At 74.4% G+C, this 20716-nt stretch carries 20 protein-coding genes; 10 read left to right on the top strand and 10 right to left on the bottom strand.

Annotated features, from left to right (window positions below):
* Positions 1-10 precede the first annotated feature (10 nt).
* Positions 11-841 (bottom strand): ABC transporter permease, encoded by an 831-nt coding sequence (locus ACOACO_RS03615; RefSeq protein ID WP_420294884.1) that lies wholly within the window; start codon positions 839-841, stop codon positions 11-13.
* Positions 838-1875, bottom strand: a complete 1038-nt coding sequence (locus ACOACO_RS03610; RefSeq protein ID WP_420294883.1) for an ATP-binding cassette domain-containing protein — start codon at positions 1873-1875, stop codon at positions 838-840. The genes ACOACO_RS03615 and ACOACO_RS03610 overlap by 4 nt, the downstream gene beginning before the upstream one ends.
* A gap of 172 nt (positions 1876-2047) precedes the next feature.
* On the opposite strand from ACOACO_RS03610, the gene ppgK reads away from it, so the two are divergent.
* Positions 2048-2812 carry a polyphosphate--glucose phosphotransferase gene (gene ppgK, locus ACOACO_RS03605; protein WP_420294882.1) on the top strand — a complete coding sequence of 255 codons (765 nt, stop codon included), beginning with the start codon at positions 2048-2050 and terminating at the stop codon, positions 2810-2812.
* A 44-nt stretch (positions 2813-2856) separates the two neighbouring features.
* On the opposite strand, the gene ACOACO_RS03600 is transcribed toward ppgK, so the two are convergent.
* On the bottom strand, positions 2857-3327 hold the full coding sequence (locus ACOACO_RS03600; protein WP_420294881.1) for a MarR family winged helix-turn-helix transcriptional regulator: 471 nt from the start codon (positions 3325-3327) through the stop codon (positions 2857-2859).
* A 70-nt stretch (positions 3328-3397) separates the two neighbouring features.
* On the opposite strand from ACOACO_RS03600, the gene ACOACO_RS03595 reads away from it, so the two are divergent.
* Positions 3398-5509, top strand: coding sequence for an MMPL family transporter (locus tag ACOACO_RS03595; protein ID WP_420294880.1), 2112 nt, complete (start codon positions 3398-3400; stop codon positions 5507-5509).
* Positions 5510-5657: 148 nt separating this feature from the next.
* Here ACOACO_RS03595 and ACOACO_RS03590 read toward each other — a convergent pair whose 3' ends face one another.
* The 6 genes from ACOACO_RS03590 to ACOACO_RS03565 all read right to left on the bottom strand — a co-directional run bounded on the left by ACOACO_RS03590 (position 5658) and on the right by ACOACO_RS03565 (position 13128).
* Positions 5658-6413, bottom strand: a complete 756-nt coding sequence (locus ACOACO_RS03590; RefSeq protein ID WP_420294879.1) for an SDR family NAD(P)-dependent oxidoreductase — start codon at positions 6411-6413, stop codon at positions 5658-5660.
* A 52-nt stretch (positions 6414-6465) separates the two neighbouring features.
* Positions 6466-8652 carry an MMPL family transporter gene (locus ACOACO_RS03585; RefSeq protein ID WP_420294878.1) on the bottom strand — a complete coding sequence of 729 codons (2187 nt, stop codon included), beginning with the start codon at positions 8650-8652 and terminating at the stop codon, positions 6466-6468.
* A gap of 221 nt (positions 8653-8873) precedes the next feature.
* Complete coding sequence (locus tag ACOACO_RS03580) at positions 8874-9719, bottom strand: helix-turn-helix transcriptional regulator (protein WP_420294877.1); 846 nt, start codon at positions 9717-9719, stop codon at positions 8874-8876.
* Positions 9720-9789: 70 nt separating this feature from the next.
* The gene (locus ACOACO_RS03575) at positions 9790-10836 is read right to left on the bottom strand and encodes an SDR family oxidoreductase (RefSeq protein ID WP_420294876.1); all 1047 of its coding nucleotides are present in this window, start codon (positions 10834-10836) and stop codon (positions 9790-9792) included.
* A gap of 496 nt (positions 10837-11332) precedes the next feature.
* Entirely contained in the window at positions 11333-12316 is a 984-nt protein-coding gene (locus ACOACO_RS03570) for a hypothetical protein (protein WP_420294875.1), read from the bottom strand.
* Positions 12313-13128, bottom strand: a complete 816-nt coding sequence (locus tag ACOACO_RS03565) for a GNAT family N-acetyltransferase (RefSeq protein WP_420294874.1) — start codon at positions 13126-13128, stop codon at positions 12313-12315. The genes ACOACO_RS03570 and ACOACO_RS03565 overlap by 4 nt, the downstream gene beginning before the upstream one ends.
* Positions 13129-13249: 121 nt before the next feature.
* On the opposite strand from ACOACO_RS03565, the gene ACOACO_RS03560 reads away from it, so the two are divergent.
* The 4 genes from ACOACO_RS03560 to ACOACO_RS03545 all read left to right on the top strand — a co-directional run bounded on the left by ACOACO_RS03560 (position 13250) and on the right by ACOACO_RS03545 (position 17551).
* The gene (locus ACOACO_RS03560; protein ID WP_420294873.1) at positions 13250-13948 is read left to right on the top strand and encodes a response regulator transcription factor; all 699 of its coding nucleotides are present in this window, start codon (positions 13250-13252) and stop codon (positions 13946-13948) included.
* Positions 13945-15162: a sensor histidine kinase gene (locus ACOACO_RS03555; protein WP_420294872.1), complete on the top strand. Its 1218-nt coding sequence runs from the start codon at positions 13945-13947 to the stop codon at positions 15160-15162. Before ACOACO_RS03560 ends, ACOACO_RS03555 begins: the two co-directional genes overlap by 4 nt.
* Positions 15163-15251: 89 nt before the next feature.
* Positions 15252-16178 (top strand): transglycosylase domain-containing protein, encoded by a 927-nt coding sequence (locus ACOACO_RS03550; RefSeq protein WP_420294871.1) that lies wholly within the window; start codon positions 15252-15254, stop codon positions 16176-16178.
* Positions 16175-17551: a transglycosylase domain-containing protein gene (locus ACOACO_RS03545; protein ID WP_420294870.1), complete on the top strand. Its 1377-nt coding sequence runs from the start codon at positions 16175-16177 to the stop codon at positions 17549-17551. Before ACOACO_RS03550 ends, ACOACO_RS03545 begins: the two co-directional genes overlap by 4 nt.
* Before the next feature lie 36 nt (positions 17552-17587).
* On the opposite strand, the gene ACOACO_RS03540 is transcribed toward ACOACO_RS03545, so the two are convergent.
* A complete protein-coding gene (locus ACOACO_RS03540; protein ID WP_420294869.1) occupies positions 17588-18541 on the bottom strand; it encodes a hypothetical protein in 954 nt (317 codons plus the stop codon).
* Positions 18542-18831: 290 nt separating this feature from the next.
* Here ACOACO_RS03540 and ACOACO_RS03535 point away from each other — a divergent pair, with 290 nt between their 5' ends.
* The 4 genes from ACOACO_RS03535 (at position 18832) to ACOACO_RS03520 (ending at position 20700) form a co-directional block, all read left to right on the top strand.
* Entirely contained in the window at positions 18832-19341 is a 510-nt protein-coding gene (locus ACOACO_RS03535; RefSeq protein WP_420294868.1) for a hypothetical protein, read from the top strand.
* A gap of 28 nt (positions 19342-19369) precedes the next feature.
* Positions 19370-19570 carry a hypothetical protein gene (locus tag ACOACO_RS03530; RefSeq protein ID WP_420294867.1) on the top strand — a complete coding sequence of 67 codons (201 nt, stop codon included), beginning with the start codon at positions 19370-19372 and terminating at the stop codon, positions 19568-19570.
* A 232-nt stretch (positions 19571-19802) separates the two neighbouring features.
* Entirely contained in the window at positions 19803-20075 is a 273-nt protein-coding gene (locus tag ACOACO_RS03525) for a hypothetical protein (RefSeq protein ID WP_420294866.1), read from the top strand.
* Between the two features lie 127 nt (positions 20076-20202).
* Entirely contained in the window at positions 20203-20700 is a 498-nt protein-coding gene (locus ACOACO_RS03520) for a hypothetical protein (RefSeq protein WP_420294865.1), read from the top strand.
* Positions 20701-20716 lie beyond the last annotated feature (16 nt).

The raw sequence follows: 20716 nt of genomic DNA, 5'->3' as shown, positions 1-20716 counted from the left end.
GCCCGGCCCGTCAGGAGTTCTCCTTCCGGAACACCGCGGTGCCCCACCACAGCCCGACGGCGAGCAGGCCCAGGGCCCAGCCGGTGCCCCACATGACGCCGCCGGCGGAGAAGTCGCCGAGGAACGTGTGGCGCACGGCGTCGGTGATCCAGCGGAACGGCATGAAGTCGCTGACCGTCTCCAGCCACGCGGGGCCGAGCGTCATCGGCAGCATGATCCCGCTCAGCAGGAGCACCGGCATCATCACCATGTTGATGAGCGGGGCCATGACGTCCTCGCTCTTGGTGGTGAGCGCGAGCGCGTTGGACGCGGCCGCGCAGGCGCCGCCCACGGCGAGGGTCAGCAGGATGCCGGCGACGATCCCGACGGCGTCGCCGCGCATGCCCATCCACCAGCCGAGCCCGACGAGGATGAGCGCCTGCACGAGGAGCAGCACGAGGTCGCGCGCCAGCCGCCCGACGAGCAGCGCCGCCCGGTTGGCCGGGGTCACGCGCTCCGCCTCGACGACGCCCTCGCGCCACTCGGCGATGAGGCCGAAGCCGGCGAAGAACGCGCCGAACATGCCGAGCTGCACGAGCAGGCCGGGCACCAGGAACGTGTACGGGTTGTCCGTCGGCAGGTCGAACGAGCCCACCAGCGGCTTCAGCAACGGCCCGAACAGCAGCAGGTAGAGCACCGGCTGCATGATCCCGATCAGCACCCACGCGGGGTTGCGCAGGTTCATCCGGATCTGACGGCGGAAGACGATCGTGGCGTCGCGCACCATCCCGTTCGGCCGCAGCGCGTCGCCGGCCGGGACGGGGGCGGCCGGGCTCGTCGGGGTGGCGGTGGTGGCGCTCATCGGCCGGCTCCTTCCAGGGTGGTCCCGGGCTCCGCCGGGTCGTCGGGTACGGCGGACCCCTCCGCCGCCTCGTCCGCCGCGGCGTCGCGCAGCGAGCGGCCGGTGAGGGTGAGGAAGACGTCGTCGAGGGTGGGGCGCAGGACCTCGATGGAGTCGAGGGTGACCCCGGCGGCGTCGAGGTCGCGCAGCAGACCGGGCACGGCGCGTCCCGCGCGGCGGACCCGGGCGCGGACGCGGCGGTCCACGACCTCGAGGCCCTCGCCGATGGCGCCGAGCCGCTCGGCGGCGACCGCCACCTGGTCGGCGCCGGCGACCTCGAGGTCGACGAGGTCGCCCGCCACCTGCGCCTTGAGGTTGTCGGCGGTGTCGGAGGCGACGATGCGGCCCTTGTCGATGATGACGATGCGGTCGGCGAGCGCGTCGGCCTCGTCGAGGTAGTGCGTCGTCAGGAAGACGGTGGCGCCGCGGCGCTCGCGCAGCCCGCGGATGTGCTCCCACAGGTTCGCCCGTGCCTGCGGGTCGAGACCGGTCGTGGGCTCGTCGAGGAAGACGAGGCCGGGCTCGTGGACGAGGCCCATGACGATGTCGAGGCGCCGCTTCTGCCCGCCCGACATGTTCTTCGGCATCCGGCGCCAGAGCCCCGGCAGGTCCAGCTGCTCGAAGAGCTCCTGGCCCTTGGCGACCGCGGCGCGCCGCGTCATCCCGTAGAGCATCGCGTGGTCGACGACCTCGTCCCCGGCGTACGCACCGGAGAAGGTCGAGCCCACCTGCGAGACGTAGCCGATGGAGCGGCGCACCTGCACCGCCTGGGTGGCCACGTCGTAGCCGGCGACGCGGGCGGTGCCCGCGGTCGGACGCAGCAGCGTGGTCAGCATGCGCAGCGTGGTGGTCTTGCCGGCGCCGTTGGGGCCGAGGAACCCGACCACCTCGCCCTCCGCGACGTCGAGGTCGACGCCGTCGACGGCGCGCACCTCCGTCTTGCGCGACCCCTGCCCCGTCATGAAGGTCTGCACGAGCCCCCGTGCCTCGATCATCTCTCTCCTCCGGCCGTTCGGGTGGACGCGGGCAGTCAACCGCGACGAGGTCGCCGGGTCACCTGATTTCCCGCGGGTGCCCCCGCGGCGCGGGGGTCCCGGGAAGCACCGACCCGGACCGGCCACCGAACTCATCGGCGCGGTGCCGGCCCCGGGCTCCTAGGATCGGCGCATGGACCTCCCCCTCGGCATCGACTTCGGCGGCAGCGGCATCAAGGCGGCCCCGGTCGACCTCGACTCCGGGGAGTTCGCCGCCGAGCGCGTGCGCATCCCGACCCCGGAGGCCTCGACCCCCCAGAACGTCACCGCCGTGCTGGAGGAGCTCGCCGAGTCCTTCCCCGCGAGCGACGCGCCCGTGGGGGTCGCGGTGCCCGGCATCGTGCGGCACGGCGTGATCGGCTCGGCCGCCAACATCGACCAGAGCTGGATCGGCACCGACGCGGCCGCCGTCTTCGGCGACGCGCTGGGCCGTCCCGTCCACGTGCTCAACGACGCGGACGCGGCGGGCCTCGCCGAGGTGCGGTACGGCGCGGCCAAGGGCCACGACGGCGTGGTGCTCGTGACGACGCTCGGCACCGGGATCGGCGCCGCGATCGTGCACGACGGCGTGCTCGTGCCGAACGCCGAGCTGGGCCACCTGTGGATCGACCTCGGCGAGGGCTCCGAGCCGCGGGCCGTGCACGCCGAGTCGTGGACCGCCAACAGCGCCCGCGAGCGGGAGGACCTGTCGTGGGGGGACTGGGCCGAGCGGCTCACCGTCTTCTACCGCACCCTCGAGCGGCTCTTCTCCCCCGACCTCTTCGTGGTGGGCGGCGGCGTCAGCAAGAAGGCCGACAAGTTCCTGTCGCTGATCGACGTCGAGACCCCGCTCGTGCCGGCGACGCTCCGCAACTCCGCCGGCATCGTCGGCGCGGCGCTCGCGGCCAGCCGGGCCTGAGCGCCCGGGCCGCCCCGGGCGCCGCTTCCGCCGCTCCCGGCCGGTCAGTGCGGCGCGGGGCCCGCGACGGCCTCGAAGGCCTCGACCGCGCCGCGCAGGTAGCGCGCCACGACGGTCCGCTCCGCCTCGTCGAACTCGCCGTCCACGCGGGCGAGGGTGAGGAACATCGGCAGCAGGTGGGCCCGCACCTCGGCGCGCCCGGAGTCGGTCACGTGCACCTCGGTACGCCGGCGGTCGGCCGCGTGCGGACGCCGCTCGGCGTGCCCGCGGGCGACGAGGCGGTCCACGATGCCGGTCGCGGCCGGGGCGGTGACGTCGAGGAGCCGGGCCAGCTCGGCCGGACCCATCGGCGTGCGGGAGATCGCCTCCAGCGCCGTCATCTCGTGGTCGCCGAGCCCCGCGTTCCGCGCGACCAGGCGGTGCACGGCCGTCCCCCGGTCGAGCAGCCGGCGCAGGAGCAGGAGCGTCTCGGTCTCCGCCCAGCCCGGCCGGAGCTCAGGCGCAGCCTCACCCATTTTGTTTCACCTGCTTAATCATTAAGGTGGCGAACGTTCCTCTCCCCCGATCCTGGCACAGGAGTGTTCCTTGTCCTCCACCCTCGAGCGCCTCCGGGCCCTCATCGTCGGCCGCCGCACGGCGTGGGTCGTCGCCCTCCTGCCTCTCCTGCTCGCCGGGGCCGTGATCGGTCTCGTCGGCGAGGGCGAGCGCGAGCGGACGCCGCTCGACGCCGTACCGGCCGGGGCGGACAGCACCGCCGCGATCGAGCTCGCCGAGCAGCTGCCCGAGCAGGAGGGGTCGACCGCGATCGTGGTGTTCACGGCCGGCGAGGCGGGCTCGGACGCCGACCTCGCGCCGTACCTGCCCGACCTCGAGGCCGCGGTGGGTGAGCTGGTCACGACGTACGGCGGGAGCGGCGGCGCCCCCAGCGGTGAGGAGCAGGGCGGGCAGGAGCAGGGCGGGGGCGGCGGCCCCGGCGGTCCCGGTGTCGTGCCCGCGGAGGACGGCACGGCGGCGATCGGCATCGTGCCGCTCGACGCGTCGACGTCGACCGAGGTGGCCGACGCGGTGGAGGACCTGCGCGCCGACCTCGACGAGCTCGTGCCCGACGGCGTGGAGGCCCAGGTGACCGGGCCCGCGGGCATCCAGGCCGACCTCGCCGCGGTCTTCGCCGGCGCCGACACGCGCCTGCTGCTCGTCACCGCGCTGGTGGTGGCGGTGCTGCTCGTCGCGACCTACCGCAGCCCCGTGCTGTGGATCGTGCCGCTGCTCGTCGTCGGCGCGGCCGACCGGCTGGCCGCGATCCTCGCGACCCAGGTGATGGCCGCGCTCGACGTGGCGTGGGACGAGTCGACGGTCGGCATCCTGTCGGTGCTCGTGTTCGGCGCGGGCACGAACTACGCGCTGCTGCTCATCTCGCGCTACCGCGACGAGCTGCGCACCCACGAGGACCGCCGCGAGGCGATGGCGCTGGCGCTGCGCCGCACCGCGGAGGCCGTGCTGACCAGCGCGTTCACCGTGGTCGCCGGCGTGCTGACCCTGCTGCTGTCGCTGACCCCGACCACCCGGGGCCTCGGGCTCGCGTGCGCGGTGGGCATCGCGGTCGCCGCCGGGTTCGTGCTGCTCGTGCTGCCCGCGGCCCTCGTCTGCTTCGGCCGCTGGGTGTTCTGGCCGCAGGTGCCGCGCCACGGCGACCGCGTGCTCGCCGAGACCCGGTCGACCTGGCGTCGCGTCGGTGACGCGGTGGCCCGCCGGCCGCTGGCGTACGTCGCGGGCGCTCTCGCGCTGCTCGCCCTCATGGCCGTCGGCACGTTCCGCATCTCCACCGGGCTCGACACCGCCGAGCAGTTCCTCGACCAGCCGGAGGCGATCACGGCGAGCGAGCGGCTGGCCGAGTCGTTCCCGGCCGGCGCCGCCGAGCCCACCCAGGTCGTCACGCGCGCCGACGCCGACGAGGTGCTCGCCGCGGTCGAGGGCGTCGACGGCGTGGTGCAGGTCGTGCCGTCCGCCGAGGGCGACGGCATCACCCAGCTCGACGTCACGCTCGCCGCCACCCCCGGCGGCGACGAGGCGGAGCGGACCGTGCGCGACCTGCGGTCGGCGCTGGCGTCGTACGACGACACCCACGTCGGCGGCGCGTCCGCCGACTCCCTCGACGAGGCGGAGGGCAACGCCCGCGACCGGCTCGTCATCCTGCCGCTCATCCTGCTGCTGGTGCTCGGCGTGCTCGTGGTGCTGCTGCGCTCGCTGGTCGCGCCGGTGGTCCTCGTCGCCACGGTGCTGGCGACGTGCGTCGCGGCGCTCGGCGCGTCGTGGTGGGTGTTCACCGGGCTGCTGGGCTTCGACAACCTGGCCGGCAACGTGCCGCTCTTCGCGTTCCTGTTCCTCGTCGCGCTGGGCGTCGACTACAACATCTTCCTCGTCACCCGTGCCCGCGAGGAGGCGGCGGCGCACGGCACCCGCGAGGGCGTGCTGCGCGCGCTCGGTGCCACCGGCGGCGTCATCACGAGCGCCGGCATCCTGCTCGCGGCCGTCTTCGCCGTGCTCGGCGTGCTGCCCCTCGTGGTGCTCGCCCAGCTCGGCGTCGTCATCTGCCTCGGCGTGCTGCTCGACACCCTGCTCGTGCGCACCGTCGTCGTGCCCGCCATCGCGCTCGTGCTCGGCGAGCGGTTCTGGTGGCCGCGGAAGGTGCACGCGTGAGATGGGCCGGCGGCAGCGTTCCCGGTCCACGTCCAGCTCGAGCCCGCCCCGATCCGCGGAGTCGTCGTTCTCCCGGCCCGTCGCAGGGCGCTTCGCCCGAGCCGGTCGAGCACCGCGAGGGCGCGGTGTCGGCCCGGGCGCGCGCCCGTCACCAGGGCACGGCGACGCCCTCCCACGTGGTGAAGGTGCCGGTAGGCCCGCCCGGTCCGAGACGAGCCACGCGCACGATCTCGCGCGCGGCCTCCTCCACCGTCTCGGTGCCCTCGAAGTTGACCAGCGCGGTCCGCGCGAACCCCGGCGAGACCAGGTTGACGCAGATATCGGTGTCCTCCAGCTCGACCATCATCGCCAGCGTGAGGGCGTTGAGGGCGGTCTTCGACGCGGCGTAGACCGGTTCGTACGCCGCCCGGGTTCCGGCGTCCGGGTGCGCGGCGAGGGTCAGCGACCCCAGGGCACTCGTCACGTTGACGATGCGCGCGTCGGAGGAGCGGCGCAGCAGCGGCAGCATCGCCTGGTAGACCGCGAGCACCCCGAAGACGTTCACCTCCCACACGGCGCGGACGTCGTCGATGCGCACCCGGCTCGGGTGGGCCCCGGCCCGGGCCTCCGCCAGGCTGCGTCGCTCGCCGCCGGCGGACGAGGCACCGGCGTTGTTGACGAGGAGGTCGAGGTGGCCGAGCTCCTGCTCGATCCACTGCGCGGCCGCGCCGACGGACGCCGGGTCGGTCACGTCCAGGTGCACGGCGGTCGCGCTGCCGCCGACCTCGGCGGCCGCCCGCCGGCCGCGGTCGAGGTCACGGCACCCCATCAGGACTCGCACGCCGTCACGGGCGAGCTCCGTCGCGACCTGCTTGCCGAGCCCCTGGTTGGCTCCGGTGACGAGTGCGATGCGTTCGGTGGACATGGCGGTGCTCCCTGCGGTGGTGGTGGGGTGGAGGGTGAAGGGGGCGGGACGATCAGGCACGTGCCGTCGGCGCCGCGGCGGCGGGGCGTCGCTGGTCCTCGTCCTCGCCGTCGGCCCAGGGGTCCGTGGCCACCTCGGCCTCGATGGTGGGCAGCAGGCGGTCGAGCCAGGCCGGCAGCCACCAGTTCCAGCGACCCATCATCGTCATGGTCGACGGGACGAGCACGAGCCGGACGACCGTGGCGTCGAGCAGCACGGCCACGGCCATGCCCAGCCCCAGCTGTCGTACGACGAGGTCGATCTCGGTGGCGAAGCCGAGGAAGACGGCCACCATGACGGCGGCGGCGGTCGAGATGACCCGCCCGGTGCCGGCCACCCCGCGGACCACGCTGCCCGCGGCGTCACCGGTCGCGAGCCAGTCCTCCCGGATCCGGGAGAGCAGGAAGACCTCGTAGTCCATCGACAGCCCGAACAGGATGGCGAACATCAAGATGGGCAGCCAGCTCGAGACCGGCATCGCGTGGTCGAGGCCCAGCAGGTCGGTGCCCCAGCCCCACTGGAACATGGCCACCACCACGCCGTACGCGGCGCCGATCGAGAGCATGTTGAGCGCGGCCGCCTTGAGCGGCACCAGCACCGAGCGGAACATCGCGGCGAGCAGCAGCATCGAGACCAGCACCACGAAGCCGACCACCAGCCACATGCGTTCCGAGAGCAGCACGGAGATGTCGGACATCAGGGCCGTGTTGCCGGTGACCTCCACGTCGTCCAGCCCGGCCCGCACCCGTTCGAGCAGCTCGGGCACCCGCTCGTCGGACGGCGCGTAGGCGGGCTGCGCCTCGAGCACCGCCACCTCGCCACCGGGGGAGACCACCGGTGCGCCGACCGCCACGATGCCGTCGGTGTCCCGCAGCTGCGCCGCCACGCCCTCGACCCCCGCGTCGCCCACGGCCTCGCGGTCCACGACCACGGTCAACGGAGCGTTGGCGCCGGCGCCGAACTCGGCCGCGATGATGTCGTAGGCCTGGCGGGTGGTGCTCTCGGCGGGGTTGTTGGCCACGTCGCGGGGCCACGTGCGCATCGCCAGGGTGGGCGCGGCCAGGGCCACCAGGAGGGTGACGGCCAGCAGCGTCCACGCGACCGGGCGACGGGCGACGGTGGCGGCCCAGCGCGCGGTCAACGGCTCCCGCGCGGGGCGCTCACGTCGGGGCGGCAGGCCCAGACGCTCGCGGCGCGGCAGCATCCGACGTCCGAGCAGGCCGGAGGCTGCGGGCACCAGGGTGAGGGCGGCGGAGGCGACCGACACGACCGCGATGCCGGTGGCGAAGCCGAACGAGGAGTAGATCGGCAGGCCGGCGAGGGGGAGGCCCATCAGCGAGACCAGCACGATGGCCGACGCGAACACCACCGAGCGGCCGGCTGTCGCCGTGGTCCGCCCGGCGGCCTCGACGACCGGGACGCCGGCGCGCAGGAACTCCTGGTGGCGGGTCACGAGCAGCAGGGCGTAGTCGATGCCCACGCCGAGGCCGACCATGATGGCGACCGTCGGTGCGGTCGTGCTGACGTCGGTCACGGCGGCCAGCAGGGTCACGCCCATCGCGGAGACCGCCAGACCGACGATCGCCACCAGCAGGGGCAGGCCGGCGGCGACGATCGTGCCCAGCACGAGGGTCATCAGGACGAGCGCGACGACCACACCGATCAGCTCGCCCGTGCCCTGGATCTCCGCGGCGGCGGTGTTGGCCAGCTCGCCGCCGAGCTCGACCTGCAGACCGGCGTCATCGACCGCCGCGACGTCGGCCACGGCCTCCTCGAGCGACGCCAGCCCGGCGCCGGCGAACAGGTCCGGATGGGTGACCGGCACGTCGAGCACGACGCTCAGCACCGCCGTGTCCCGGTCGTCGGAGAAACGCGGCGGCGACACCGACGTGACGTGGTCGATCCCCGCGAGGCTGCTGCTCAGGTCGGCCAGCGCGGCCTCGGTCACCTCGTCGCCGCCGGGGTGGTGCACCACGGCCTGCGCCGAGCTGCCGGCGACACCCGAGGCGGGGAAGCTCTCGCGCAGCTGCTCGACGCCGGCCTGCGCCGGGGCGCCGTCGATGTTGAAGTTGTCCTGGGGCGTGCCGCCGAAGGCGCCGGCGGTCGTCACGGCGACGACGGCGACCAGGAGCCAGGCGGCGAACGTGCGCCAGGGATGGGCTGCGGCGCTGCGGCCGAGCAGGTGCAGGAAACGGGTCATGGCGGGGTCCTCGAGGGGAGTGGTGGGCCCCTGGCGCGGGCGTCGGGGCAGTGCGGATCGGGGGCAGTGCGGATCGGGGGCAGTGCGGATCGGGGGCAGGGCGGATCGGGGGCAGGGCGGATCGGGCCCGGGAGCCGATGGGGGCAGGTGCCGATCGCGTCAGGGCAGGGCGCAGCCGGGCGCCGGCATGGCCGGTGCCGGGTGGGCGGGTCAGGAGTGCGTCAGGAGGAGGTCATGCGCTGCGTGCCGATGACGGTGAGCATCTGCAGCTTCTCGTAGCTCTCGGTGCCGGGGTCGGCGGTGTAGACCAGCAGGCGGTTGGACTGGTGGGGGTCGAGCAGCACCTGGCAGTTGAGGTCCATCCGTCCGACCTCGGGGTGCTGGTAGCGCTTGACCTCGTCGGGCTCGATGCCGATCTCGTGGTCGGCCCAGAGCGTGGCGAACTCCTCGCTCCGCGTCAGGAGCAGCTCGGCCAGCTCGGCCGCGCGGGACCCGGGTCCACGCACGGCGGCGATGCCGCGCAGCCCGGCGGCGTACATGCGGGAGAGGAACTCGTGGTCCTCCGGCACGTAGATGTCGCGGGAGGACAGATCGGTGAACCAGCGGTAGCCGTTGCTGCGCTCCGGGCCGGTGAAGACGGTCCAGTCACCCACGAGCGCGACCCTGGGCGGCGTCTGGCGCAGGGTGTCGCCGAGCTCGGTGACGATCTCGGCCGGAGTGTCCGTGAGCCGGTCGAAGATGCGCAGCATGCCGGGGCTGACGTGCTCGCTGCTGGCTCCCCGGGCCGGCGGCTGGTGCCCGGCCAGGCGGTAGAGGTGGTCGCGCTCGGCGACGGTCAGGTGCAGGCCCTGGGCGATCGAGGCGATCATCTGCTCGGAGGGCTGGGGGCCGCGCTCCTGCTCGAGGCGCGAGTAGTAGTCGGTCGACATGTGGCACAGCACGGCGACCTCCTCGCGGCGCAGGCCGCGGGTACGGCGCCGCTGGCCGCGGGGCATGCCGACGTCCTCGGGCTGCAGCGCCTCGCGTCGGCGGCGGAGGAACTCCGCCAGCTGGGGCCGGTCGATCATCGTCTGTCTCCTTCGTGGGCGTCGCTGCGAGGCCGCAGACCCGTTCTACCCGGAGCGGCCGTCGGGGTCATCAGGCGGCGGGATCGCGCCGCGGGATCCGCGTGGTCGACGGGCGGTCCTGTCGGCCCGCCTGGTCGCCGACCTGACGAGTGTCGTGCTGCGGGTCGCCCTCCGGGCCGACGGGGAAGGAGACGCCGGCCAGTCCCTCGGACTCCCGCCAGACGCGCTGCGCCTCGTCCTCGTCACGCAAGGGCTTGTAGAGCTTCTGCTCTGCCGGGGCGCCGCCCATGTGCTGGAACCCGCGAGGGCCGTAGAGCAGCCCGCCCCGGGCGTCGGGCGAGGTGGCGGCCATCAGCGCCGGCAGCCCGGCGGTCACGGCAGTGCCGGCGATGATGCCGTGCCGGGAGAGCCAGCGGATCAGCCGGACGCTGGTCGTGTCGTCGGTGCGGCCGAGCTCGGGCCGCGCGGACAGCAGGCTGGTGGGGGCGATGCCGGGGTGGGAGAGGTTGCTGGAGATGCCCCAGCCGTGCGCAGTGCTGCGACGCTCGAGCTCGAGCCCGAACAGCCCGAGCGCGATCTTGGACTGCCGGTAGGCCTTCATGCCGTCGTAGGACCGCTCCCAGCCGAGATCGTCCCAGTTGATGGTGCCACTGGCCGCGGCCACGCTGACCTGCGAGGTCACCCGGGCTCGACCCTCCCGCAGCAGAGGCATCAGGTGGGCCACCAGTGCGACGTGGCCCAGGTGGTTGGTGCCGAGCTGCAGTTCGAACCCGTCGGCGGTGGTCTGCCGATCCGGCGGCGTCATCACGCCAGCGTTGTTGATCAGGAGGTGGATCGGGGCGCCGTCGGCGCGCAGGGTCTCGCCGAGGGCCTCGACGGACTCGAGCGAGGACAGGTCGAGGTCCCGGAGCATCACCGTGGCGCCCGGGGCGGCGGCCCGGATCGCGGCGGCCGCCGCCTGGCCCTTGCCCGGGTTGCGCACGGGCAGCACCAGCTCGGCGCCGGCAGCGGCGAGCCGCTTGGCGATCCCGAGGCCGATGCCGTCGCTGCCTCCCGTCAGCACGGCGCGGCGGCCGGAGAGGTCCGGGACGGCGAGGTCGATGTCGGTACGAGGCATGGCGGTGACTCCTCCTGGTGCGGGGTGCGCCCGGTGGCTCCGGGTTGCACCTACCGTCGCGCAGTTCCTCAGCCTTATTCAGGGTCTAGCGCTCCTACCCTCGGGAGCACGTCAGCCGCCGCTCGGGAGGTGCTGGTGTGACGCGGCCATGGGGGACCGACAAACCCCCTGAAGACGGTGGGTCCCGTCGACCATCGTGGGGGCATGCGCCGTACCGGACCCCACCCCGACACCGACCGCCACCACCCTGACCAGCGCGTCGCCACCGAACAGCCGGGCGGCGCAGCACGAGCCGGACGCGCGACCCGCCGGGCGGCGAGCTGGTGGCCTGCTGCGACGCGGCCGCCAGGCAACCAGGAACGCCGACCGCGCGGCAGCGCCTGTCGTACCAGGTAGCGGCAGGCCCCCTCGCCTCGGTGGGCAACGCTTCGTCCGTCGCCTGCCGCGCCGTCATCTGGCGGCGACACCCGCTGGCGTGGGCCCCCTGCAACCCCCGTCAGTCGAAGCCGATGTGCACGTGGTCGCGGTGCAGGGCGTTGGCGAAGTGCGCTCCTCCGGGCCCGTCGCGGTCGACGGGCCCGCCGACCTCGTCGCTGCCGGTCGCCCGGGCGGCGTCCAGGAAGCCCGTCAGCACGGGGTCGTCCCGGCGCATCGACACGACCGGGGTGCCGTCGACCGCCCAGATGTCGACGGCCCGTCCGCGGGTGTGGTTGCTCGTCGTACCCGTGCCGAACACCTCCTCCGGGTGGCCGGAGCGGAAGACCGAGACGGAGAGCCGGTACGACGCGGAGAGCGTCAGCAGGGCCTCGACGACCGACCGGTCGACCTGTCCCCCGGCGAGGTCGGACGCCGCCGCGTGCGGCAGCTCGACGTTCGGCTCCGCCAGCAGCCGGGGCACGGCGTCGTCCACCCGGACGGGGTCCGCAGCGGACGGGACGAGCACGTCCTCGACCCGCCAGGAGGACCCCTCGCGCCGCACCCGCACGTCGGCCGTGAGGGTCCGTCGCGCGAGCCCCACCTCCGTCACCCAGCTCTGCTCGGCGACGACCATGACGCTGGCGCGCCGGTCGGTCAGTCCGCCGTACTGGGGGTAGACGACGTGGGTGACGCCGGACGTCGACGGGGGGACGAGCGGCGCGCCCGCGCCCGCGAGCCGGGGGTCGGCGCCGATCCGCGCCAATCGCTGCCGCACCGACGCCCCGTCCGTGCCGGTGCTGCCCAGGGCCTCGACGACCCGGACCGCGGCGATCTTCGCCTCCGGCTCGACCTCGCGTCCCGAGGGCACCCACGGCTCGGCGGGGGGCAGGGACGCCGGAGCCAGGGCCCCCGCGGGAGGGCCGGGTGTGAGCGTGTGCACCGTGGGGGCCCCGAGGGCCTGTCCCGGCACGAGGGTCGCCGCGCCGTCGCGGCCGCACCCGGCGAGCAGGACCCCCGCCACCGCGGTGACCACGGTCCGTCGCCCGAGGCGAGCGCGGCTCATCGAGCGGGCGCCAGCCGGAGGGTGGGCCGCCCCGTGGTGGTGCGGTGGTCCGCGGTGAGGTCGACGCGGAAGGTGACGACCTCCTCGCCGTCGCGGTCGGTGTGGCTGCCCGTGCGGGTCCAACCGCGCCGCTCGTAGAAGCCGGCCGCGCCGGCGGCACCGGCCTTGGTCACGAGCTCGGCGCGCTCGGCGCCCGCCTCGACGGCGCGCCGCAGGAACGCCTCCACGAGGGCGGTCCCCACCCCGCGACCGCGGGCGAACTCCTCGACGACGATCGCGTCGAGCACGGCGACCGCGGTCGGCGGCGCGGCGGCCGCGGCGGGGCGGGCGCCGCGGCCCGCCAGCCGACGGGCGTAGCGGGCGCCGCGGGTCCGGAGGAAGTCCACGGCGAGGCGGGGGCGCCGGAGCAGGGCGGCGGCGGCGGGCAGCGCCAGCTCCCGGCGCCGGTGGGCGAGGAGCCAGTCGACGTGGGCGCGGCGGTCGAGGGAGCAGAGGGCGAACCCGACGGGGACCCCGCCGACGCGGGCGACCAGGCACGTCCCGTGGGGGGAGGCGAGGTGCGCCCGGTGCCAGCGGCGCACGAACGCCACGCCCAGACGCGGGAACAGCCCGTGGGGCAGGTCGGTGACGTGCAGCTCCGCGACCCAGTCGCGCTCGTGGCCCTCGACCTCGCCGACGTCCTCGTCCCGCAGGTCGGGCCGCGCCGCGCCGGCGGGGCCGACGACACGGACCCGGCTCGGCCGGGGGGAGGCGGAGGTGGGTGCGGGGTGACCGGTGCGGCGGGTGAGGGCGAGCTCGTGACTCAGGCTCATGGCGGGGCCTCCTGGTGGTGTCCGGGTTCGGCGCGGGAGATCGGGACCGATCCCGCCGCGATCACCATGGTTCGGCGCCAATCTCAGAGGAACCTCAGAAGCCGCGTGCGAGCATCGGTCCGTGACCACCGCGCCGACCGACGGGATGCCCCCGAGCGCCGACCCGCGGCTCCTCCTCGTCGAGGACGACGCCAAGCTCTCCGGCCTCCTGTCCCGGCTCCTCACCGTCGAGGGGTACGCCGTCGACCTGGCCCGCGACGGGCAGGCCGGCCTGCACCGCGCGCTCACGCGTGAGTACGACGTGATGGTCATCGACCGCGGGCTGCCCGCCATCGAGGGCGTGGACCTGGTCCGACGCCTCCGCTCCGGTGGCGTCGTGTCCCCCGTCCTGGTGCTCACCGCCCGCGGCACGACGGAGGACCGGGTCGAGGGCCTCGACGCCGGCGCCGAGGACTACCTGGTGAAGCCGTTCGAGATCGACGAGCTGCTCGCCCGGCTCCGCGCGCTCCTGCGCCGCCACACCGAGACCTCGGCGACCATCGACCTCGGCGGCGCGCTCCTCGACGTCGCCGCCCGGCGCGTCGTCCTCGACCGGGCGCCCGAGCCGGTCGAGCTCTCCGGCCGCGAGTGCGAGCTCCTCCACCTGTTCGCCAGCCACCCGCGCCAGGTCTTCACCCGCGACGAGGTGCGGCGCCAGGTCTTCGAGGACGCCGACAGCCCCAACGCCGTCGACACCTACGTCTACTACCTCCGGCGCAAGCTCGGTCGAGGGGTCATCCGCACGGTGCGCGGCATCGGCTACCAGCTGGGGTCGGTGTGACGCCCCGCCCCCGCCGCGAGACCCCCGCGCTCGCCGACCAGCGGCTGCTGCGGCGCGCGTCCGTCGTGATCGCCCTGCAGACCGGCGTCGCCGCCGCGGCGGTCATCGCCGTGGTCATCGGGCTCGTCTACACCGTCAGCCTCCAGGCACGGCTCGACGCCACCGAGCGCAAGGTGCGGGACAAGGTGGAGAACGCCGAGGCCTTCGGCCACGCCGGCGAGGACCTCATCGCCGACGGCCTGCTCGACGGCTGCACGCAGGAGGACGCGCGCGCGGCCACGGACGACCTGCCCGCCGGCGTGCAGGAGGTCCAGGTCTGCGACGCACCCTTCCTGGCGTACGTCGCGGAGACCGACGGGTCCCGGGTCGTGGCCGTCACCAGCTTCGTCGAGCAGCAGGAGGAGACCGAGCGTCTCGCCTGGCTCTCGATGCTCGCCGGCCTCCTCGGAGCCCTCGCCGCCGGCGGCCTCGGCTGGGTCGTCGCCCGCCGCGCCGTGCGCCCGCTGGGGGACGCGCTCACCTCGCAGCGCCGCTTCGTCGCCGACGCCAGCCACGAGCTGCGTACCCCGCTGGCCATCTTGCTGACCCGCGCCCAGCTCCTGGCCCGGGGCCCGACCACGGACCCCGACCAGCGTGAGGAGCTCGGCCAGCTCGTCGACGACGCCCGCACCATGAGCGGGGTGGTCGACGACATGCTGCTCAGCGCCGAGCTGCAGCACCGCCGTCCCCCACCCGAGACCGTCGACCTCGTCACCGTGGTCGAGGACGTGCGCCGCTCTTTCGCCGCCACCGCGAACGAGCACCACGTCGACCTCGTCGTCGACGTGCCCGCCGGGGCGTCGTACCCCGTGACGGGCATGGCGGGGGCGCTGCGCCGCGCCGTCGCCGCCCTGGTCGACAACGCACTCGCCCACGTCGAGGAGGGCGGGACGGTCGTCATCACCCTCGACCGGTCCGACTCGACCGTCACCGTGGCGGTCGTCGACGACGGGTCGGGCCTCGACCCCGACCTGGCCGCCGAGCTGACGCAGCGGTTCCGCCGCGGGGCCGAGCCGCGGTCTGCGACGGAGGGCACCAGCCACCGCCTCGGGCTCGGCCTCGCCCTCGTCGACGAGATCGTCACCGCCCACGGCGGCTCCCTCGCCATCACGGGCAGCCCCGGCGAGGGGGCGACGGTCTCGTTCACCCTCCCGGCCGCGCCCCGGCCGCTCTGAGATCCCTCTGAGATTCGTGCCCGAGCATCGCTGCGTCGGTCGTCGACCCAGCGGTCCGGTCGGCGACGCAGCCAAGCCCGAGGAGCACGATGGCCACCAGCAGCCCGCCGCCGCACGGGGACGACCCGACCCCGCACCACGACGAGCACCAGGTCACCGACCCGTCCGACCTGCTCGACCCCGCCCCGGAGGCCGAGCAGCTCGAGCAGCCCGAGGACCCCGAGGAACCCGGTGGGGGACGGCTGACCCCCGGCCGCGTCGCGCGACACCTGGGCGTCATGCTCGCGGCGTCCGTCGTGCTCGGTGTCCTCACGGCCGGCCTGGCCCTGCCCCTGGCCGGGGTCGCGGGGGTCTCGACCGCCCGGGTGGCCGCGAGCACCGCGGACCTGCCGCTCGACCTCGAGAGCGACCCCCTCCCGCAGCGCACCGTGGTGCTCGACGCCGACGGCACCACCTTCGCCACCTTCTACGCCCAGAACCGGGTCAGCGTCCCCCTGACGCAGGTGGCACCGGTCATGCGGCAGGCGATCGTGTCGATCGAGGACTACCGGTTCTACGAGCACGGGGCCATGGACGTGCGGGGAACCGCCCGGGCGCTCCTGATGAACCAGGCCAACGGGGGCGTGGTGCAGGGCGGCTCGTCCATCACCCAGCAGATGGTGAAGCTGACGCTGGTGCACCAGGCCGGGGACGACGAGCGGGCCCGCGCGGCGGCGACGGAGGAGACGGTCAGCCGCAAGATCCTGGAGCTGCGCCACGCCATCGCGATCGAGGACGCCTACTCCAAGGACTGGATCCTCCAGCGCTACCTCGACCTGGCCTACTTCGGCAACGGCGCCCACGGCATCCAGTCCGCGGCCCGCACCTACTTCGACGTCGACGCCGCCGACCTGACCCTGCCGCAGGCCGCCCTGCTCGCCGGCCTCGTGCAGAACCCCGTCGGTCTCGACCCGACGATCAACCCCGACCGTGCGCTGCAGCGCCGCAACGTGGTCATCGACCGCATGGCGTCGTGACCGCCGCGGACCAGCAGGCAGCGCGCGCCACCGGCCTCGACCTGCGGCTGAGCACGACCAGCAACGGCTGCACCAGCTCGATCGCGGCGTTCTACTGCGACTACGTGCTGCGCCACCTGCTCGCCGACCCCTCGCTCGGCGAGACCGAGGCGGAGCGCCGCGCCCTGGTCTACGAGGGCGGGCTGACCATCCGCACGCCGCTGCGCCTGGGTCACCAGGCCGCCGCCGACGACGCCGTCGCCGAGGCCGTCGACCCCACCGACGACGCGATCGGCGGGCTCGCGATGGTGGAGCCCGGCACCGGCGACGTGCTCGCCGTCGCCCAGTCGCGCCCCATGGGCGACGACGTCGACGACGGCGAGACCTACCTCAACTACACGATCCCCCAACGGCTGGGCGACTCGGCCGGCTTCCAGGCGGGCTCGACCTTCAAGGCCTCCGTGCTCGCCGCCGCCATCGAGCAGGGCGTCCCGCTCTCCTGGGGCATCGACTCCCCCGCCCGGATCTCCGTGCCCCAGTCCACCTTCACCGACTGCGGGGGCGAGCGCTACAGCGCCTCCGCGCCGTGGGAGCCGGGCAACCTCTCGGAGTCGGACTCGGGCTTCATGACCCTCGTCACCGGCACCCGGCTCTCCGTCAACACGTTCTACGCCCAGCTCACCCAACGCACCGGGCTGTGCGCGCCGTACGAGCTCGCCCGCAGCATGGGGGTCGAGCTCGACAACCCCACCGGCGTCGAGGAGGCCTCCGGTCTGGCCGAGCGGGTGCCCTCGTTCAGCCTCGGCGTCGCGAACGTCAGCCCCGTCGAGATGGCCGAGGCCTACGCGACCTTCGCCGCCCGCGGCACCCACTGCAGCGCCCGCCCCGTCACGGCCATCGCCGACGCGGCCGGCAACGTGCTGAAGGAGTACGCGCCCCGGTGCGAGCGGGTCATGCAGCCCGAGACCGCCGACGCGGTCAACGAGGTGCTCTCGGGCGTCATCGACGGCGGGTTCGCCAGCGCCCAGGACCTCGGCATCGACGCGGCCGGCAAGACGGGCACCACGCAGAGCGCCCGGTCGGTCTGGTTCGTCGGCTACACCCCCGACCTCGCCACCTCCGCCATGGTCGCCGGCGCCAACGAGCTCGGCAGCCCGGTGCCGCTCGACGGTGTGCGGGTCGGCGGCGCCACCGTCACCGGCGCCTCCGCCTCGCGCTACGCCGCGCCGATGTGGGGCGACGCGATGCGCGGCGTGCGGGGCACCCTGAGCGGCACGGCGTTCGTGCCCAGCGACCCGGCCTCGCTGCGCGCGGCCGTCGGGCCCACGCGGCTCCAGGGCTCCGTGCCGCTGGACGCGCCCGGCGGTCCTCCCGACCCGCGGGTACGCCGGTAGGCGGGCTTACGCGTCCCGGGGTGTCGTAGGACGACTTCACGGGGTCGGAGGCGGCAGCAGGCGCTGGCCGGAGAGCTCGAGCAGCAGCTCGAGGGTGGGGGCCGACGGCACCCAGAGCTGCTGGTCGACGTAGAAGTCGCGGCAGTCGCTCCACACGGTGACGGGCTCGCCCCAGAGGTCACGACCGGTAATCCGCACCTGGGTCCACGACGGGCAGGCGTAGCCGCCGGCACGCAGCGGGGTGTCGCGCAGGTTCGCGGAGAGGTCGGCGAGCATGACCTCGGTCTGCTCGGGCGTGAGCGGCACCGACGCGAACGGTCCCCCCGGCGTCGTGGCCCAGCACAGCGTCGCCGACGTCAGCCGCGAGGGGTCGGACCACGGCATGACGGCACCGCCCGCGTCGAGGGCGTCGCAGGCCACGGAGTCGTCGGGTACGTCGGGAGGCGGCGTCGCGTCGCGGCGCTGGGCCGCCAGGCGGTCGACGAAGAGGTCGACGACGGCCGCGGCGATGCCCTGGACCTCGACGTCGCCGAGGGCGACGTCCTCGCAGCCGCCCTCGTCGCCGGCGAGGGACCGGACGCTGCCGTCGGGGTACTGCAGCGCCATCGTCCACCGAGGCCCCGCGTCGTCGTTGCACGCGCGGTCGCCGTCTCCGACCCGGCGGGCGCCGTTGACCATCCCGACGAGGTCGGCGGTGCCGGCGGTCAGGGCGTCGAGGGGGACGGAGTACGTCTCGGAGTCGATGTGCCCGTAGGTGCACAACCGCGCAGCGATCGCGCCCTCCGGAAGCAGCCCATCGGGGAAGTCGGCTCGAGTGCTGCTGGCCTCGGCGCAGGTGAAGTCCCCGGCGACGGCGTCGCCCGCGCTGATCACCTGCGGGTCGGGTCCGCCGAGCACCTGCCACACGCCGTACCCGGCGGCGACCACCGCCAGCACACCCGCCGCGGACACCGCGTTGCTGCGGATCGCCCGCCTCGTCGACCGTTGCACCGCTCCCCCTCGCCCAGCCTGCCGGGACGTCGTGCGGACCGAGCGGCCCGCACGTCGATCGGTACGACGTCCCGGGCGGCGCCGCGGTTCCGCCGCGCTTCGGACGCCGTCGCCCAGGCTCGCACGATGCCCACGGCTAGCCCCGCCACTCGACGCGACTGGTCCTCGCCGGTGGACCGTGACGGAGAGGAGATACCGCCCCGCCGCGCGGCGGGTCGACACCCGGCCGCTCGTCGTACGCGACCGTGGGCCAGCATCGGGGGGAGGGTCGGAGCGAGCGGGAGCAAGCGGTGTCGGACGAGCAGAGCTACTGGACCAGGAACACGCGCGCCCTGCGGTGGTACCCCCTCGTCGGGTACGTCGCCTTCGTCGTCGGCACCACCTTCCCGGTCGGCGTGTGGTGGACGTACTCGTACGGGCTCGATCGGGACCTCGCACGGGCGACGGCTTTCGTCCTCGTGTTGGGTCTCGTCTTCGGACTGACCAGGTCCGTTGAGCTGCAGTGGGCCAGCCGCGGGTCGGCGGTGCGCCTGGAGGAACACGTCCTCGTGCTGACCGGGGGCTCGCACGAGCATCGGGTCGACGTGGACTCGGTTGTCAGGATCACGGTGGAGCAGGGCTACTCGTGGTGGGACCTGGTGTGCGCGTTGGGCGCCGAATCCCTGCCACGGGTGCTGGTCATCGCCGACGACGGTCGCATCTGCCGGTCGGGTGCCCTGGGCTACTGGGGCGACCCGGAGCGCGAGGCCATCCGGCTACGGCACGACGTGCGGGAGCGCCGTGGGGACACGCGGGGCTAGCCCCGCGCGCCACGGGCACCGGCCTCCCGTGAGCGACCCCACCGACCCCCGCCGCGACGACCGTCCCGCGGGTCCCCCGCCGTGGGAGGACCCCGGCCCGCCCGGCTACGGCGCCGGCATCGGCGGGCGGCGCCCGCCGAACCCGAAGGCGCTGCTCGTCGCGCTGCTCATCACCGTCGTGCTGCTCCCGGTGGCGGCCTGGTTCATCGTCGCCCGCACCGGTAGCTGAGCGCGGACCCGGTCTGCTTGCACGACTCGGTTGGCGGGAGCCACCCGCGTGCGCCCGCCGCTCCCGGCCGCGATGTGCCTGCGGGGTGGCGACGCCCCAGCTCGCCGTCATGACCGTCACCGTGGGGCGTGCTGTTCCCCGGACGGGCGAGCACCACGTCGTCGCCGGATGAGACCCGGCTTCGGCCTCGACCCTGTCACGGCTGTGGCGCGGCGCGACTAACGTCGGGGACGTGAGCGACGAGCCGCCCTGGGAGATGAGACAGGTCAAGCGCAAGCCCGGCGCGCGGTCCTACGCACTGCAGGTGTTGGTGTTCGTCTGCGTCGTCGTCCCCGCCGCGCGACGGCTGGGCGACAACGATGCGCGGGGCGTCGGGGCCCGGATCGACCAGGCGCTCCTCGTGGTCGGGCTGTGCGGCGTCGTCGGGATGCTGGTGATGGTGGTCGTGAGCCTGCGGGCCGGCCGACGCGGGTGGGTGCACGACGTGTCGGAACCGCCGGGCTGACCGACCCGATCGGGCTCGGACAGGTCCCCTGGCCACGGACGCCGTCGGCCGAAACATGGCGCGCCGGGCCACAAGCGCGGAGGAGGCCACCTCCAGTAGCGTCTCCCTCAGCCGAGAGGGGGACCCCATGGCAACCACCACCGTGTTCGATGGTGTGGTCGACACGGACCATCACCAGTTCCTGCTGGTGGACCCGTCGAAGCCTTTCGACCCGGGACCGGAGGCCTACGGCAATGCGGTCGTCGGCGTCGTCGACGACACCGCCCTCATCGTGCACACCGGGTGCGCGTACGGGCCGGTGCGGGTCACCCTGCGCATGCATGACGAGCAGCCGTCCGGACTCGACCACACCTGGGAGGTGGAAGAGCTCGTCAGCATCACCATCGACGACCCGCTCGACCTCGTCGAGCTGGCGATGGAGCCGCGGCGACACATCCCGTACCCGACCGTGGTCCCGTCGCGGCCAGGCGTCCACCGGGTGCGAGTCAGCGCGCGCGGTGATCGGAAGGTCAACTACGACCTGGCCGTCTGGGAGCCGAACGAGGAGTACCTCATCGACCTGTGGCCGGACACCGAGTTCCGGACGCGGGTGACTGTTCGCGACGACGGCCTCGCCGACCTCTAGCCGAACGGCCGGACGT

Origin of the sequence: Nocardioides sp. CPCC 205120, assembly GCF_048654585.1 — a bacterium.
GTDB lineage: Bacteria > Actinomycetota > Actinomycetes > Propionibacteriales > Nocardioidaceae > Nocardioides.
Note: the sequence above shows the minus strand (reverse complement) of the source record. Positions and strands in the feature narration are given on the sequence as shown.